This is a genomic window from Sebaldella sp. S0638 (assembly GCF_024158605.1).
In the GTDB taxonomy this organism is placed as follows: Bacteria; Fusobacteriota; Fusobacteriia; order Fusobacteriales; family Leptotrichiaceae; genus Sebaldella.
In genome coordinates, this window is the sequence record NZ_JAMZGM010000010.1 from 1 (window position 1) to 13,222 (window position 13,222).

18 protein-coding genes are annotated in these 13,222 nt (G+C 32.4%); 1 reads left to right on the forward strand and 17 read right to left on the reverse strand.

Annotation, left to right across the window (positions count from 1 at the left end):
* The first annotated feature begins 178 nt into the window (after positions 1-178).
* Positions 179-787 (forward strand): zinc ribbon domain-containing protein, encoded by a 609-nt coding sequence (locus NK213_RS04525; protein WP_253347165.1) that lies wholly within the window; start codon positions 179-181, stop codon positions 785-787.
* A gap of 38 nt (positions 788-825) precedes the next feature.
* On the opposite strand, the gene NK213_RS04530 is transcribed toward NK213_RS04525, so the two are convergent.
* The 17 genes from NK213_RS04530 to NK213_RS04610 form a co-directional block, all read right to left on the reverse strand.
* The gene (locus NK213_RS04530) at positions 826-1,500 is read right to left on the reverse strand and encodes a GspE/PulE family protein (RefSeq protein WP_253347166.1); all 675 of its coding nucleotides are present in this window, start codon (positions 1,498-1,500) and stop codon (positions 826-828) included.
* A gap of 36 nt (positions 1,501-1,536) precedes the next feature.
* Complete coding sequence (locus NK213_RS04535; RefSeq protein WP_253347167.1) at positions 1,537-1,971, reverse strand: viral A-type inclusion protein; 435 nt, start codon at positions 1,969-1,971, stop codon at positions 1,537-1,539.
* The gene (locus NK213_RS04540) at positions 1,972-2,598 is read right to left on the reverse strand and encodes an L-threonylcarbamoyladenylate synthase (RefSeq protein WP_253347168.1); all 627 of its coding nucleotides are present in this window, start codon (positions 2,596-2,598) and stop codon (positions 1,972-1,974) included.
* A complete protein-coding gene (locus NK213_RS04545; RefSeq protein ID WP_253347170.1) occupies positions 2,591-3,547 on the reverse strand; it encodes a ribose-phosphate pyrophosphokinase in 957 nt (318 codons plus the stop codon). Before NK213_RS04545 ends, NK213_RS04540 begins: the two co-directional genes overlap by 8 nt.
* A complete protein-coding gene (gene glmU, locus NK213_RS04550) occupies positions 3,547-4,890 on the reverse strand; it encodes a bifunctional UDP-N-acetylglucosamine diphosphorylase/glucosamine-1-phosphate N-acetyltransferase GlmU (RefSeq protein WP_253347171.1) in 1,344 nt (447 codons plus the stop codon). Before glmU ends, NK213_RS04545 begins: the two co-directional genes overlap by 1 nt.
* 309 nt (positions 4,891-5,199) lie before the next feature.
* On the reverse strand, positions 5,200-5,349 hold the full coding sequence (locus tag NK213_RS04555) for a FeoB-associated Cys-rich membrane protein (protein ID WP_253347172.1): 150 nt from the start codon (positions 5,347-5,349) through the stop codon (positions 5,200-5,202).
* A 19-nt stretch (positions 5,350-5,368) separates the two neighbouring features.
* On the reverse strand, positions 5,369-7,588 hold the full coding sequence (feoB, locus tag NK213_RS04560; protein WP_253347174.1) for a ferrous iron transport protein B: 2,220 nt from the start codon (positions 7,586-7,588) through the stop codon (positions 5,369-5,371).
* Entirely contained in the window at positions 7,589-7,804 is a 216-nt protein-coding gene (locus tag NK213_RS04565) for a FeoA family protein (protein WP_253347176.1), read from the reverse strand.
* Between the two features lie 315 nt (positions 7,805-8,119).
* Positions 8,120-8,953 (reverse strand): ATP-binding protein, encoded by an 834-nt coding sequence (locus tag NK213_RS04570; RefSeq protein ID WP_253347178.1) that lies wholly within the window; start codon positions 8,951-8,953, stop codon positions 8,120-8,122.
* A 178-nt stretch (positions 8,954-9,131) separates the two neighbouring features.
* Positions 9,132-9,692, reverse strand: coding sequence for a lipopolysaccharide assembly protein LapB (locus tag NK213_RS04575; RefSeq protein ID WP_253347180.1), 561 nt, complete (start codon positions 9,690-9,692; stop codon positions 9,132-9,134).
* Between the two features lie 75 nt (positions 9,693-9,767).
* The gene (locus NK213_RS04580; protein ID WP_253347182.1) at positions 9,768-10,220 is read right to left on the reverse strand and encodes an NAD(P)H-dependent oxidoreductase subunit E; all 453 of its coding nucleotides are present in this window, start codon (positions 10,218-10,220) and stop codon (positions 9,768-9,770) included.
* Between the two features lie 218 nt (positions 10,221-10,438).
* On the reverse strand, positions 10,439-10,708 hold the full coding sequence (locus NK213_RS04585) for a hypothetical protein (protein ID WP_253347184.1): 270 nt from the start codon (positions 10,706-10,708) through the stop codon (positions 10,439-10,441).
* A gap of 12 nt (positions 10,709-10,720) precedes the next feature.
* Positions 10,721-10,975: a hypothetical protein gene (locus NK213_RS04590; RefSeq protein WP_371926372.1), complete on the reverse strand. Its 255-nt coding sequence runs from the start codon at positions 10,973-10,975 to the stop codon at positions 10,721-10,723.
* A 45-nt stretch (positions 10,976-11,020) separates the two neighbouring features.
* Complete coding sequence (locus NK213_RS04595; protein WP_253347188.1) at positions 11,021-11,230, reverse strand: hypothetical protein; 210 nt, start codon at positions 11,228-11,230, stop codon at positions 11,021-11,023.
* Positions 11,231-11,381: 151 nt separating this feature from the next.
* Positions 11,382-12,230, reverse strand: coding sequence for a hypothetical protein (locus tag NK213_RS04600; RefSeq protein ID WP_253347190.1), 849 nt, complete (start codon positions 12,228-12,230; stop codon positions 11,382-11,384).
* Between the two features lie 109 nt (positions 12,231-12,339).
* The gene (locus NK213_RS04605; protein ID WP_253347193.1) at positions 12,340-12,723 is read right to left on the reverse strand and encodes an adhesion protein FadA; all 384 of its coding nucleotides are present in this window, start codon (positions 12,721-12,723) and stop codon (positions 12,340-12,342) included.
* A 35-nt stretch (positions 12,724-12,758) separates the two neighbouring features.
* On the reverse strand, positions 12,759-13,184 hold the full coding sequence (locus NK213_RS04610; RefSeq protein ID WP_253347195.1) for an adhesion protein FadA: 426 nt from the start codon (positions 13,182-13,184) through the stop codon (positions 12,759-12,761).
* Positions 13,185-13,222: the final 38 nt, after the last annotated feature.

Sequence of the window (13,222 nt, forward strand, 5' to 3'; positions counted from 1 at the left end):
TCATTTCGGACACCTGCCTTCTCTCAATTAGTTTACACAATCAAGATTTTTGTGTCCACTTTTTCATACTAACACCAGACCTAAAGATGGTAGCAAAATAACAAAAGGGGATTATGTAACGGCTAAAGGAAACTGGCAGCCTATTATCTCAGAAGAATTATTCAATCAAGTTAAGAAAATGAGAGATATACAGAAAGAAAACAAAGCAAGATGGAGTGAAAAGAGAGCGGAATTTCTTCTAACAGGCTTTACATTCCACACATCCTGTGGTGGAAAATTTCGGGGTTCTAACACGAATGGTGGAAGGTATAAGTATTATGTCTGTCGTGAGTGTGGTGAACACTTTAAAAAGGATATTTTTGAGAAATCAATATTTGATGAATTGTTAAGGGATGATTTTCTGGAAGATCTCAACAAAAATCTGGAAGACAATTCAAATAAGAATAACCAACTCAAGAGATTAAAAAAACAGCTCCGTAACTTGGAAGCTGAAAATGATAAAGCCCTAAAATTCTTAATGAATGAAACTATAACAGAATCAGAATTTACAAAGATTAAACAAAAAAATTTAACAGAAATAAATAATATAAAAGAGAGTATTATAAATATAGAAAGGGAATATATTCCAACTGACCAGTTGAGTCTGGATGTTATTGAAATATTCCGAATAACTCTCAAGGAGCTGGATCAGGATGAATTTGTTGAAGCTAAAGCGATATTGAAGAAGATGATTAAAAGGATTGACTTTAAAGATTTGAAAAACTTCAATATCTATCTAAATATATAGAGCGAAGCACACTTTATTTTTTTAAAATATGTTTCGCTCTAAGAACAAGAACCATCCGGATCATTCCTAAGTATATGTTTCAGTCCTTCAAGGAAAGTAAGACCAATTTTTTCTTTTACCTGAATCTGGGTTATTCCGTTTAATCTTTTCTCCACAGGATCTTCCACAGTGATTATCTTTCTGCTTTCATCATTTAGTTTATTTATCATAGAAAAAAGCGTAGTTGTTTTTCCTGAACCGGTAGGGCCGCTTATTAATACAAGTCCGTGATTTTTACTGATCAGCTTTTTGATACTGCTCAGACTTTCACCTCTAAAACCCAGAGATTCAAAATCTGTTATGCGATCTTCATTCTGAAGAATTCTCAATACAAGACTTTCCCCGTCAACAGTCGGCAGAGAAGACACTCTTATATCGTATTTCTTGCCCTGTATTGTTAAATTTATACTTCCGTCCTGCGGAAGTCTTTTCTCTGCGATATTCATTTTTGAGATAATCTTTATTCTGGAAATAATTTCAAGTTTCTCATTATCAAATGAAAATTTATCTGCTTTTTCCAAAACTCCGTCTACTCTGTAACGAATATTAAATTCCCTGCTGTTGATATCTATATGAATATCACTGGCGTTTTTTGCCACTGCATCACGAATTATCCGGTTTACACTTTCTATAATGCCCGGTTTTCCGTTCTGAATTCTAAAATTGTCCCCCATTTTCCCCCGCCTTTTAATTTTATTATTCAAAAATTATTATTTTGATAGTTCTTCCAAAAAGTACTTATTCTGCTTAACCAGCAATCCGTATACTACTTTTTTTATCATATTGTACCATTTCAGATTCTGCTTTAATTCTACCACTGCTTTTGTAGACTCTCTTACCTGCATTTTTAAAAAGTCCAGTTCTTCGTATGATAAAGTTAAATTTATCTTTTTACTCTTTGACTGAGCTTCTTTTTCCAGATAATTTAAAAATGTAAATACATTAGAGGCCTGTTTTTCATATGGAAGCATTTGCTTTTTCATTTCTTTTACCAGTTTCGCAAGATATTTCATATTTCCTCTGCTAAGTTCCACCTTTGAATTTCTTTTTCCTCTTCCTATTTTTTGTATAAGTGAAGCTGCTTTATTCTGATTTCTTGCTGCCATAGTATCTACTGCACTTGGGTTTACTGCTTTTCTTTTCATTTATCCTCTGCCCTTCTTCATAAATAATTTTAAAATTTCCTCTGTTTTTATATTCCCCTCTCTTAAGATACTTATTTCTCCGCCGGAATATTTTATTACAGTCGACGGAACACCATTTAGTATGGGTCCGCCGTCTAAGATATAATCCGTTTTTTCTAAAATATCATAAGAGATATCCTCTATTTTTGCAGGAGATTTTTCACCTGATATATTTGCACTTGTGGTAAAAACTATTCCTCCGCATGATTCTATTATCTCTAACAGTATCTTATTACCGGGAATTCTCACTCCTATTGTATTATCTTTCGCTACATTATATTTACTTCTGTCAAAAACAACAGTTAACTCTCCCGGCCAATATTTACCAGTGATTTCCAGAATATTTTCCAGATTCTCATTTTCAAGATCAACTAATTCCCCAAGATACTTTATATCGCTGATCAATGCTATTATCGGCTTACTTCTGTCTCTGTGTTTTATGTCAAAAATTCTGTTTATACCTTCGGGATTATTATAAACTGCTCCGATTCCATACACTGTGTCTGTAGGAAAAATAGCTATCCCGTTTTTCTTCAGACAATTTATTATACCCAAAACCGATTCTTCACTTACTTTATGTTTATTCATGAGGAAGCTCAAATAAATCGCTTATTGCCTGATCATTTACTATTCTTTTGATTGTTTCTGAAAACATAGTATCTGTAGATAAAATTTCCAGATTCTCAAATCTTTTGTTATCAGGTAATTCTATCGTATCTGTTACTATTACTTTATTGAACGGAGCAGCTTTCAGTCTTTCCACCGCAGGATCTGACAAGATTGCGTGTGTTGCACAAGCATATACCTCTGTAGCTCCTTTTTCTTTCAGTGCATATGCAGCATTGCAGATTGTTCCTGCTGTGTCTATCATATCATCGATAAGTATGGCTTTTTTCCCGGCTACATCGCCTATTATGTTCATAACTTCCGATACATTAGCTTTTGCTCTTCTCTTATCAATTATTGCAAGTGGTGCATGAAGCCATTTCGCAAGACTTCTTGCTCTTTTAACTCCGCCAACGTCAGGTGATACTACTACAATGTCATCACCTACAAGTTCATTTTTAATGAAATACTTTGCCAGAATAGGAAGTGCTTCCATATGATCTACCGGTATATCAAAGAATCCCTGTATCTGTCTTGCATGAAGATCCATTGTTACCACTCTTGAAGCTCCTGCCACTGTTAAAATATCAGCGATAAGCTTAGAAGTAATCGGCTCTCTCGGACTGGCTTTTCTATCCTGTCTTGCATATCCGTAATATGGTATTACAGGTATTATTTCTGCTGCAGATGCTCTTTTTAATGAATCCATAAAAATCAAAAGTTCCATTATACTTTCATTTACAGGCTTTGATGTTGACTGAACAATAAAAACCATACATCCTCTTACACTTTGATTGACTTTCGCAAATGTTTCCCCGTCCGCAAATTTGATTAAATCTACTGAGCCTAACTCCACATCCAGTTTTTGCGCTATTCTTCTCGCTAATGCTTTACTTGAAGACCCTGCATAGATTTGAAAATCTTTTTCCATTAATCCTTCCCTCTTTCTTTATTTATTTGTCTTGCTCTTCCAAAAGCAATTTGATCATCATTTATATCATCTGTTATTACCGAACCGGCAGCGGTTACTGCTCTCTTCCCGATATTTACTGGAGCCACTATTATAGAGTCACTTCCTATAAAAGAATCCTCGCCTATTGTAACTTTATGTTTCTTTTGCCCGTCGTAATTGCAGGTAATAGTTCCTGCCCCTATATTAGTATTCATCCCTATTTCGGCGTCACCTATATATGTCAGATGTCCTGCTTTTACACCTTTTTCCAGAATTGAATTTTTTACTTCCACAAAATTCCCTACATGGACACTTTCTTTTAGAACTGCTTTTGGTCTTAAATGTGCAAACGGCCCCACTGTTGCATAGTCTTCCATAGAAGCTTCCTCTACCAGCGATGCTTCTATTGTAACGTTATTTCCTATTACCGAGTCAATTATACGTGTATTTGAGTATATCGTACAATTGTCTCCGATTTTTGTCTTTCCCTGAATTACAGTATTTGGATAAATTACAGTATCCTGACCTATAATTACATTATCTTCTATATATGAAGTTTCCGGATCAATGAGTATAACTCCGTCATCCATTAGTTCCTCATTTTTTCTGTTTCTAAGAATCTTTCCTGCTATTGCCAGCTGTGCTTTTGAGTTAACACCAAGAATTTCCGCTTCATCAGATATTTTGAAACTTTCTGCTTTTCCACCGCTGTTAACAAGTATTTTTATTGCATCTGTGAGATAATACTCGCCTTTTTCATTCTTGTTGTCTATTTTATCCAAAGCTTCTATCAGGCTGGCATATTTAAAAATGTAGACACCTACATTTATCTCTTTTATTTTCTTTATTTCATCAGAGGCTTCTTTTTCCTCTATTATGTCAATTATCTGCTCTTTTTCATCAAGTATTATTCTGCCATATCCGAAAGGATCACTTACATCACATGATAGTAGTATACAATCAAGGTTGTCTTTTAGAAATTTTTCCTCCATTTTTTTTAAAGTCTCAGCTTTAATTAATGGTGAATCACCATATGTAATAAGAACGTTATCCTTACTTTTTAATATTTCATCTTTTGCTATAAGAACTGCATGTCCTGTTCCCAGTTGTTCATTCTGCTCAATGTAATCAATTTCACCCATTACAGATAAAACCTTTTCTTTCATGTGTCCCAGAATGAATATTTTTTTATGTACCCCTGTTTTTTCAAGTACATCCGAAACTTTTTGCAGCATCGGTACACCATTAACTTTGTGTATCACTTTAGGAAGTTCCGATTTCATTCTCGTTCCCTTCCCGGCCGCTAATATGACAGATATCATTTTTCACATACTCCTTTTCAAATTGATTAAATAATTGTTAAAATATTGATTTTGCAAATTTGCAAAAAAACTTATATTTCATTATAACATAATTGCTTATACCAATTCAATTATTATGAATTTTTTTAGATATAAACTTTTTTTCCTTTACTCCAGTATGACGATATACTTACTTTTAGTCATAACAGCAGCGGATTCCCTCTCTCTGTAAGAAACATATTAATCTAATACTAATTGAAAAATCATGATTAGATGCATTATTTCGTTGAATATTTACTACATCAAACAAAAAATGCCGCATAACGGCATTTAATGTTTTTTATGTGAACTCCCAGAACAACTGCAGCTTGTACAGCTAGTTCCGCAAAAATTTTTATTTTTTTTATATTCCTTGTATATCACTGAAAATACTTTATATACAATTCCAGCTGTAATTAACAAAATTATTGCTGTTTTCATATTATCAGTCTCCTTATTTTTACATAATTAATTTTGCAATATTAAAGAATAAGGTAGATACCACATAAGGCAGTACCAGAAGTATCGCGATTTCCATCAGCATCATTTTCCATCCGAATTCCTGTTTCAATGCACCGAGAGCTACCGCACAAGGTACAACTAAAAGTACGAATAACATAAATGAATACGCTCTTATCGGACCTAAATCATCATCCCATAAACTTCTTACTGCTGGTATAATATCTCCTCCGGCATCTTCTTCAAGTGTCTCCTCATCAGCAGGTTCAAAAGCTCCTACATGGAAAGTAACAGCATTAACAAGTGATTTCACTGAGTCTATAGCGGCTATACCAAGATCTTTTGCCTGACCTATAGTATCTGCAAGAAAATTAAATTCTTCTGCTTCTTCCTCTTCACCTTCTGCCACTTCTTCTTCCTGTTGCTGTAATAATACCTGTCCAAAAAATGCTACCACTGTTTCTTTTGCTATCACACTTGGTACTAGTGATGCTACAGGTTCCCATCTGTCTGCGAATCCTGTAGGCTTAAATACAGGCTGTACTACCTTTGCTGCTTTAGCAAGATAAGAATCCTGTATCTCCCCGTTATTCGGGAAATAACCAAAAAACCATATTACTATTAATATTCCAAGAATTATTGTTGTAGCTCTCTTCACATACATCATAGTTTTTGTAATCATGTTATTCCATACTACTTTAAAGCTTGGCATTCTGTATGGAGGAAGCTCAATCAGCAATTCTGTATTATCACCTTTGAAGTAGTCAAACCTTTTCAAAATATACGCCATAATCAGTGCGAATGCGACTCCTATTACATACATAGAAACTATCACCAGTGCAGCATTCTTGCTGAAAAATGCTGCTGCAAGCAGTGAATATACCGGCAGTCTTGCACCGCATGACATAAATGTAGTGATGAACCCTGTAAGTCTTCTTGTTTTTTCATCTTCAAGTGTTCTTGTGGAATAAATCGCAGGAACTGTACATCCAAAACCAATAAGCATCGGTATAAATGCCTTTCCTGATAATCCTACCCTGTTCATTGCTTTATTCATTAAGAAAGCAACCCTTGCCATATATCCGCTCTCTTCAAGTATTGACATGAAAAAGTAGATAAAGAACATCAAAGGCACGAATGTCAGAACTGATCCCACACTTGCCAGAATTCCGTCAAGAATGAAACTATTCAGCCACGCCGGAGTTCCCTCTATTAATTTTCCTACGTACTTTATGATGTAGTTACTAAAAAATCCGTCTACCCAGTCTATAAACGGGGCACTTCCGTCAAAAATCAGTACAAACATCACATACACGATCAATAAAAATGATAAAACCCCAAAAAATTTATTTAGTAATATCTTATCAATTTTATCCGTCATGGCAAATTTATTAATATCACTTTTTTTCAGATTAGCTGATACAATTCCTCTAACTGCCCCGTAACGCGCTCTTGCTATTACATCAGCAGGATCCATATCATACCTGTCTTTTAAATTTTTTATTTCTTTTTCAGCTATGTTTCTTAAATCTATTCCGTAATTTACTTTTACTGTTGCCAGGAAATTAGTATCTTCTTCAAGTGCTTTTATGGCAACCCAGTCAATTGGGTATTTTACTATCAATTTATTGTAATCTTTATTATTTGTCAGTGTCTTTTTTACGCTAGTAATCTCTTCTTCTATTGCGTTGTCAAATGCCAGTGTATATGGTATGTGAGCTTGATCTTTATGGACTTTTGCCAGTTTTACAGCTTTGGATATTATTTCATTTACACCTTCTCCGGTTTTCCCGCTTGTAAAAACTGCTTCCATTCCAATCTGTTTTTCAAAAACTTCTTTGTCCAGCTGGTAGTTTAATTTTTTAAATTCGTCATGATAGTTTAAAGCCATTACCATAGGCTTCCCTATTTCTTTCAATAAAGCTGTCAAATAGAGATTTTTTTCCAATGCAGTAGATTCTACCACATTTATAATTACGTCTACATCATTTTCCAGTATAAAATCCCTGGAAACCAATTCCTCAGGAGTATTAGCCATAAGGCTGTATATTCCCGGAAGATCGACTAAATTAACTTCCTCATTCTCAAATTTAAAAAATACTTCTTTTTTTTCAATTGTTACGCCCGGCCAGTTTCCCATTTTTAAACTTGCATTCGAAATTTTATTAATTAAGGCAGTCTTTCCGACATTTGGGTTTCCTACAAATGCTATTTTTATCATCTATACTACCTCAATTTCAATCTTTTGCGCCAGATTATTGCTTAGCACTATTTTAGTTTCAGTAGTTTTCATAAGTATATTTCCATTTGCAGCATTCTCCATAAAACAAGAATCTCCATTACATACCCCTAAACTCAACAGTCTCATATTCAGGTTTTTTTCTTTGATTTCCTTAATTCTGAATTTGTCCCCTGCTTTTGCTTGTAACAATGTCATAATTCCCAACTCCTCACAAATTTGATTCACTAACTATAAATTGTTTTTATATTCAAAATAATTCTATACCTTTTTGAAACCTTTGTCAAGCCTTTATTTTTCAGGCTTTACTGTGAAATATCTACAATTTTATAATTATTACAATTTCTTAATTATTATAAAAAATTCATTTTTATTCTCAAAACATTGATATTGCTAATTAAAATAAAATTCAGTCAATAAAAAAAAATACAACTTCTGAATTTTTTATTTTCAGACCTGTATTTTTAAATTTATTTTTATAAATAAAAATATAAAATTTTACCATCTTTTAGTTTATAATAAATCTTTTTCTTTTGTTTCCTCATACCCGTAAACATAGTTCAAATTAATATTTCTCATGGAATTAAACACACTTTTCTTTATTCCCGGATGCTTTTCTTCAAGATCTTTCAAAAGATCCTTTACTTCTTTTCTTTTGCTTGATGTTTTTCCCGCTTCTATGGTACATCCGCAATTCATCGCAAGTATGCCGTTTTTCTTGGTATACTGGATTATGTCCTTTTCTTCCACATATATCAGCGGTCTTATTACTTTCAGTTTTCCCGAAGTAGAATCTACAAGCGGAGTCATAGTCTTTATCGAACCTGAGTAAAAAATGTTTATAAGTGTAGTCTCTATTACATCGTCAAAGTGATGACCGAGAGCAAGTTTGTTATAACCATATTCTTCTACTTTATTATAGAGGATACCCCTTCTCATCTTGGCACACAAAAAGCACGGGTAATCCTTAGCCTTTTCATTTGCTATTTTCCAGATATTAGTGTCAAATATCTCACAGTCAATATCCAGTTTAGAAAGATTCTTTTTAAAATTATCCAGATCTTCTTTCTTAAAACCAGGATTAAGATTAACTGCCCTGAATTCAAAATTCCTTCTCTTGTCTTTTTTCAAACGCTGAAAAAGCTTATACAGCAGAAGACTGTCCTTCCCTCCGGAAATTGCTATTGCTATCTTATCTCCATCCTGTACAAGATCGTATTCATTAACAGCTTTCAAAAATTTTGTCCATATAGACTTCTTATATTCAGCAGTTATACTTTTTTCTATCTCTTCAAGCGGTTTCATATCACATTCAGGCAAAACCGCCTCACATTTCAAATTTACCATTTTCACTCCTTAATACTAAAACCAGAAAAGCGTACTTACTCTTAAAAATTACCTGTACTTATCAATACAATGTAATTTCACCAATAGTAAAATATCTTCAAATATAACATCTTATTTCATATGAAATAAAAATTACATAATAAAAATGTGGAATACCCACATTTTCATCTTTTATAAATTAACAATTTCGACATTCTTTTTCCAGTTCAGCTATTTTTTCTTTCAGAGCCTCATCTCTCGAATCTATATCGTATGCTGCTTTATATTCCTCTATCGCTCTGTTAAATCTTCCCATATTTTCATATTTTCTTGCAAAATCTATATGTGCAATATATATGTCAAGATCAAGGAAAATTGCAAATTCATAATTCTCTATTGCCTTAATGATCTCACCTTTTCTTGAGTGTATATTTCCTAAAAGAAATAATATAAAAGGCTCCATAGGGTCATAATTTAATGCTATGTTCAAATTTTCCTCTGCTTTATCCAAATCATTCACTTCATAATATAAGTAACCTAAAAATGCCCGCATTTCAAAGTCATCAGGCTTTAGCTTAACAAGCTGTTCATATATGCTTATAGCTTCCTTATCCTTTTTTAGTGCGTGATAGATTGTAGCTAAATTCTGCAGTGCTTCAATATCCTTAGAATTATTGATTACTTTTGCTTTATATAGTTTCAATGATTCTTCTATATTATCATCATATCTGATCTCTTTAAATATTAATGTCTTTAACATTTAATACACTCTCCATTATTCTATTCTAACACTCTCTGATTAATTTTATTAAATATTCTAACATATTTTTTTTTATTAGTAAAATTTTATTTTCTCCAGTACTCTGTCCAGTGTAGAAACTGTTACATTATGGAACAGTTCTCCGTTAACCTCTATATTTACACCATAACTGCATGCCTTAAAACAATTTTTCACAGTCAAATAAACACCATCATTTTCCTCGTTTAGATCCACTCCCATTTTTCGGGAAATTACTTCAAGTAATTCCATGCTCCCTTTCATTGTACAACCCGGACCTGAGCATACAGTGACAGTTACCGGAGCTTTCTTTTCCAGAAAAAAACTCGAAATTTCCACAATTTCACTAACTTCAGAAAATTCAAGAGACATTTTCCAGGCAATATATTCTTGTGTATCTTTCGGTATACAGCCTATTTTTGATTGTACAAAGTGCAAAACATCAAATAAATCGGCATTATCTTTTTGTATTAACAGATAATTGTTAATTAGTTCATTTATATCTTCCATATCAGCACTTTCTTTTGAAAATATTTATATCTTAATTATACTACATTTGAAAAGTATTTGAAACAAAATTTTTTCAAAGTTTAGAGTATCTGTTAATATAATTGTTTTTTAAGCAGTCCTTATATTCAATCCGCTTTTATTATTTAAAAACTTTGTTACTGTAATTTTGGCAAATAAAAAATGGTTCTGAATTAACAGCAACCATTATAAAATATATTTTATCTTATATTATTCTCAGCTTTATACTGCTCTATTCTGAATAATAAATCTTCTATTTCCTGTATTTCAGCTACTTTTTTGTCTATTTGCTTATCCACCTTTGTCAATTCTTTTTCTAGTCTCTGACCGCTGTTTAAGTGCTGTCTCAGATTCGTCCATTTTCCTCTTGCACCTTCTCTTAATTCTCTTCTGTATTCATATGTCGGAGCTGCGCTTGCCATCATTCCTGCGAATATACATAATAATGCTGTTATTCCTAATTTTTTCATTTTCTCCTCCTCTTATTTCTTTCTTCTCATTCTTGCCTGTTCATCCGGCATCAGTTCTTCTTCCTCAGCCTTTATTCTGTCAAGCATAGTGTACCAGTATCCTCTTTTTTCAGGTAATGTTACATATATTGATCCCTGAGCTCCTCTTAATGCTTTTTCATATGAAGAATATACTCCGTCCTGATCATAATCCTTAGTTATACTGTCTTCAAGAGACTTAGTTACCTGTATATCATCATTTTCAGCACTATAAGCCAAAACAGTCATTATCCCCATTAAAAAAAATAATAGTAGTTTTTTCATTTTCCCTCCTTATTTTCTTGTTTTGTTTAGATATTTAAGTACTTTATTATATTCAGTTTTATGCCATGCCACATCTTTTTTGGCTCTGTAGCTTTCTATTTTATCTGCTCTTTCCATCTGTGCTTCTACACTAGGTACTTCGACTTCTGTTTTATTTTTTTTGGCACTAAATGAAACTACCCCCAAAACCAACATAATACTAACCATGATTTTTTTCATACTTTCCTCCTTATATAAATTAAACAAAAAGTATTTTTTAACTATATAATAACATATATATTGAACTAATTCAATATAAAATATTTAATAACAAAACACAACATTATGATAAAACAAAAAAAGTCACTGATATAATATCAGTGATTTTTTCTTATTCTGCGTCTGGCTTATCTTTTTTTGTCATTTTAATTTTTCCGAGATTAATCAGACCTTTTTTGTCATAATCTTTTATTATGTCATTTAACTTATATTTATCTACAACTTTTTTCATAATTTCAAGTCTGTCGTTGTTGATTTTTTGCTGGAATAAGAAATTGTAAATTTGTGTATAAGCATCTGCGATAGTGAAATTCAAGAATGATTCCTTATTCATTTCATGGAAATTCTTAACTTCATCTTCTGTTACATTCACTTTTCCTGACAAGCTTTTTTCTATGTAGTAGTTTATTTGTACTTTGTCTTTAATCTCTTCTATTTCATCAGCTTCAGCAGTGAAAAAATCCTCTTTTTTCATCTCTTCAAGCATTATTTTGTCAAAATATTTTGCAGTAATTCTCACTGAGTTATTGCTCATATATTTTACTTCATCATTATTCAATACAAGTTCACCCTGAAAATTAGCTATAATATCCTGTATCATTTTAGTTTCATTAGCTACTAATTTTTGTCTGTATAAAAAGTTGTAAATTTGTGCAGCTATATTGTCAGAATTGCTCTCATTCTGATTAGCAAATAATCCTCTGTTTGCATTATAGAAACTCTGAATTTCGTTATTTGTAACTGTAACTGTACCATCTAGTTTCTTTTGGACATAGAATCTTACAAGTGCATTTTCCTGAAGAAAATCCATCTCTTTTAATTCTGCCTCTGTTCTTTCAGCTTGCTTTGCTTCATATAATAAAGCTTTATCCACTAAAACCTGTGCTATTTCATTAGGTCTGCTTTTATATTTTTCTATTTCTTTTTCCGTAAGAGATATAAAATCTTTTGCGTTATCCATAGATCTTCCTTTCTATAAATATTTTCCTTCTTTTTTAACTTTCCCGTGTATATATAACTTAAAAGATACTCCTAATGCAGGAGTATCTGTTATAAATATAAAAAATTAATTAATTTCCTACTATAGCACTGAACTCTTCATAAGCATCTACAACTTTTTGGTTAGCAGTTATAGATTTTTGTAAATCATTTCTTAAAGAAGTTAAAGAAGCAAGAACACCTTGGTATTCTTTTTCATAAAAACTTACTTTTCTTTCTCCAGATACTACATCAATTTGATCCTGAACATTTTCTAATAATTCAGAATACTTAGCTACGTTATCAGTAGCTGTTTCAGCTCTTTGCTGTTCAGCTTGCAAAGTTGCAGCTGTTTTAGCTTCTATTACACTAATTTGGTTGTCAATTGCAGCCGCCTGTCTTTCAATGTCAGAAGCTGTTGCAGCAAATGATAATGAAGCTGCTATAAATAATCCAGTTAAAACTATCTTTTTCATTTTTCCTCCTAAAAAATTTTTTATTATTTCAAAAATTATTGAGCGTAAGCGTCTCTAGCTGCGCTTAATTTTTCAAAATTGTCTATAATTTTTTGGTTTTCTTTTATTGAACCATCAAGTTTTCCTAAAAGATCTTTATACTGGTTAGCTACTGGCCCGTAAGTTGGCTTGTAGTAAGAGATTTTAGCTAATTGAGCTGCTTCGTCATATTTAGCTTGTAATTCATCTCTCATTTCTATTTGCTTATCTAATTCAGCCTGTGCATTATCAGCTTTTTGTTGCTCTAACTGAAATCTTTGGTCATCCTTTGCTCTTAATGCGTCTAATTGATTAGAGATCGCGTCGTATCTTTGTTCAAATGTCATTGTTGCTGTAGGTGCTGTAGTTTTAGTTGTTGTTGTTTTAGCAGCTGCTGATGCTACTACTGAAGATATCATTAATATAATTCCTATCTTTTTCATATTTTCCTCCTTGATATATTTATACTATTAAATTTTAC

Coding starts and splice junctions, on each gene's coding strand:
- glmU (WP_253347171.1), bottom strand. CDS start 4,890: ATGATATCTGTCATATTAGCGGCCGGGAAGGGAACGAGAATGAAATCG.
- NK213_RS04605 (WP_253347193.1), bottom strand. CDS start 12,723: ATGAAAAAGATAGTTTTAACTGGATTATTTATAGCAGCTTCATTATCA.
- NK213_RS04585 (WP_253347184.1), bottom strand. CDS start 10,708: ATGAAAAAATTAGGAATAACAGCATTATTATGTATATTCGCAGGAATG.
- NK213_RS04525 (WP_253347165.1), top strand. CDS start 179: ATGAGAGATATACAGAAAGAAAACAAAGCAAGATGGAGTGAAAAGAGA.
- NK213_RS04535 (WP_253347167.1), bottom strand. CDS start 1,971: ATGAAAAGAAAAGCAGTAAACCCAAGTGCAGTAGATACTATGGCAGCA.
- NK213_RS04575 (WP_253347180.1), bottom strand. CDS start 9,692: ATGTTAAAGACATTAATATTTAAAGAGATCAGATATGATGATAATATA.
- NK213_RS04590 (WP_371926372.1), bottom strand. CDS start 10,975: ATGACTGTTTTGGCTTATAGTGCTGAAAATGATGATATACAGGTAACT.
- NK213_RS04595 (WP_253347188.1), bottom strand. CDS start 11,230: ATGAAAAAAATCATGGTTAGTATTATGTTGGTTTTGGGGGTAGTTTCA.
- NK213_RS04545 (WP_253347170.1), bottom strand. CDS start 3,547: ATGGAAAAAGATTTTCAAATCTATGCAGGGTCTTCAAGTAAAGCATTA.
- NK213_RS04580 (WP_253347182.1), bottom strand. CDS start 10,220: ATGGAAGATATAAATGAACTAATTAACAATTATCTGTTAATACAAAAA.
- feoB (WP_253347174.1), bottom strand. CDS start 7,588: ATGATAAAAATAGCATTTGTAGGAAACCCAAATGTCGGAAAGACTGCC.
- NK213_RS04610 (WP_253347195.1), bottom strand. CDS start 13,184: ATGAAAAAGATAGGAATTATATTAATGATATCTTCAGTAGTAGCATCA.
- NK213_RS04565 (WP_253347176.1), bottom strand. CDS start 7,804: ATGACATTGTTACAAGCAAAAGCAGGGGACAAATTCAGAATTAAGGAA.
- NK213_RS04600 (WP_253347190.1), bottom strand. CDS start 12,230: ATGGATAACGCAAAAGATTTTATATCTCTTACGGAAAAAGAAATAGAA.
- NK213_RS04555 (WP_253347172.1), bottom strand. CDS start 5,349: ATGAAAACAGCAATAATTTTGTTAATTACAGCTGGAATTGTATATAAA.
- NK213_RS04540 (WP_253347168.1), bottom strand. CDS start 2,598: ATGAATAAACATAAAGTAAGTGAAGAATCGGTTTTGGGTATAATAAAT.
- NK213_RS04570 (WP_253347178.1), bottom strand. CDS start 8,953: ATGGTAAATTTGAAATGTGAGGCGGTTTTGCCTGAATGTGATATGAAA.
- NK213_RS04530 (WP_253347166.1), bottom strand. CDS start 1,500: ATGGGGGACAATTTTAGAATTCAGAACGGAAAACCGGGCATTATAGAA.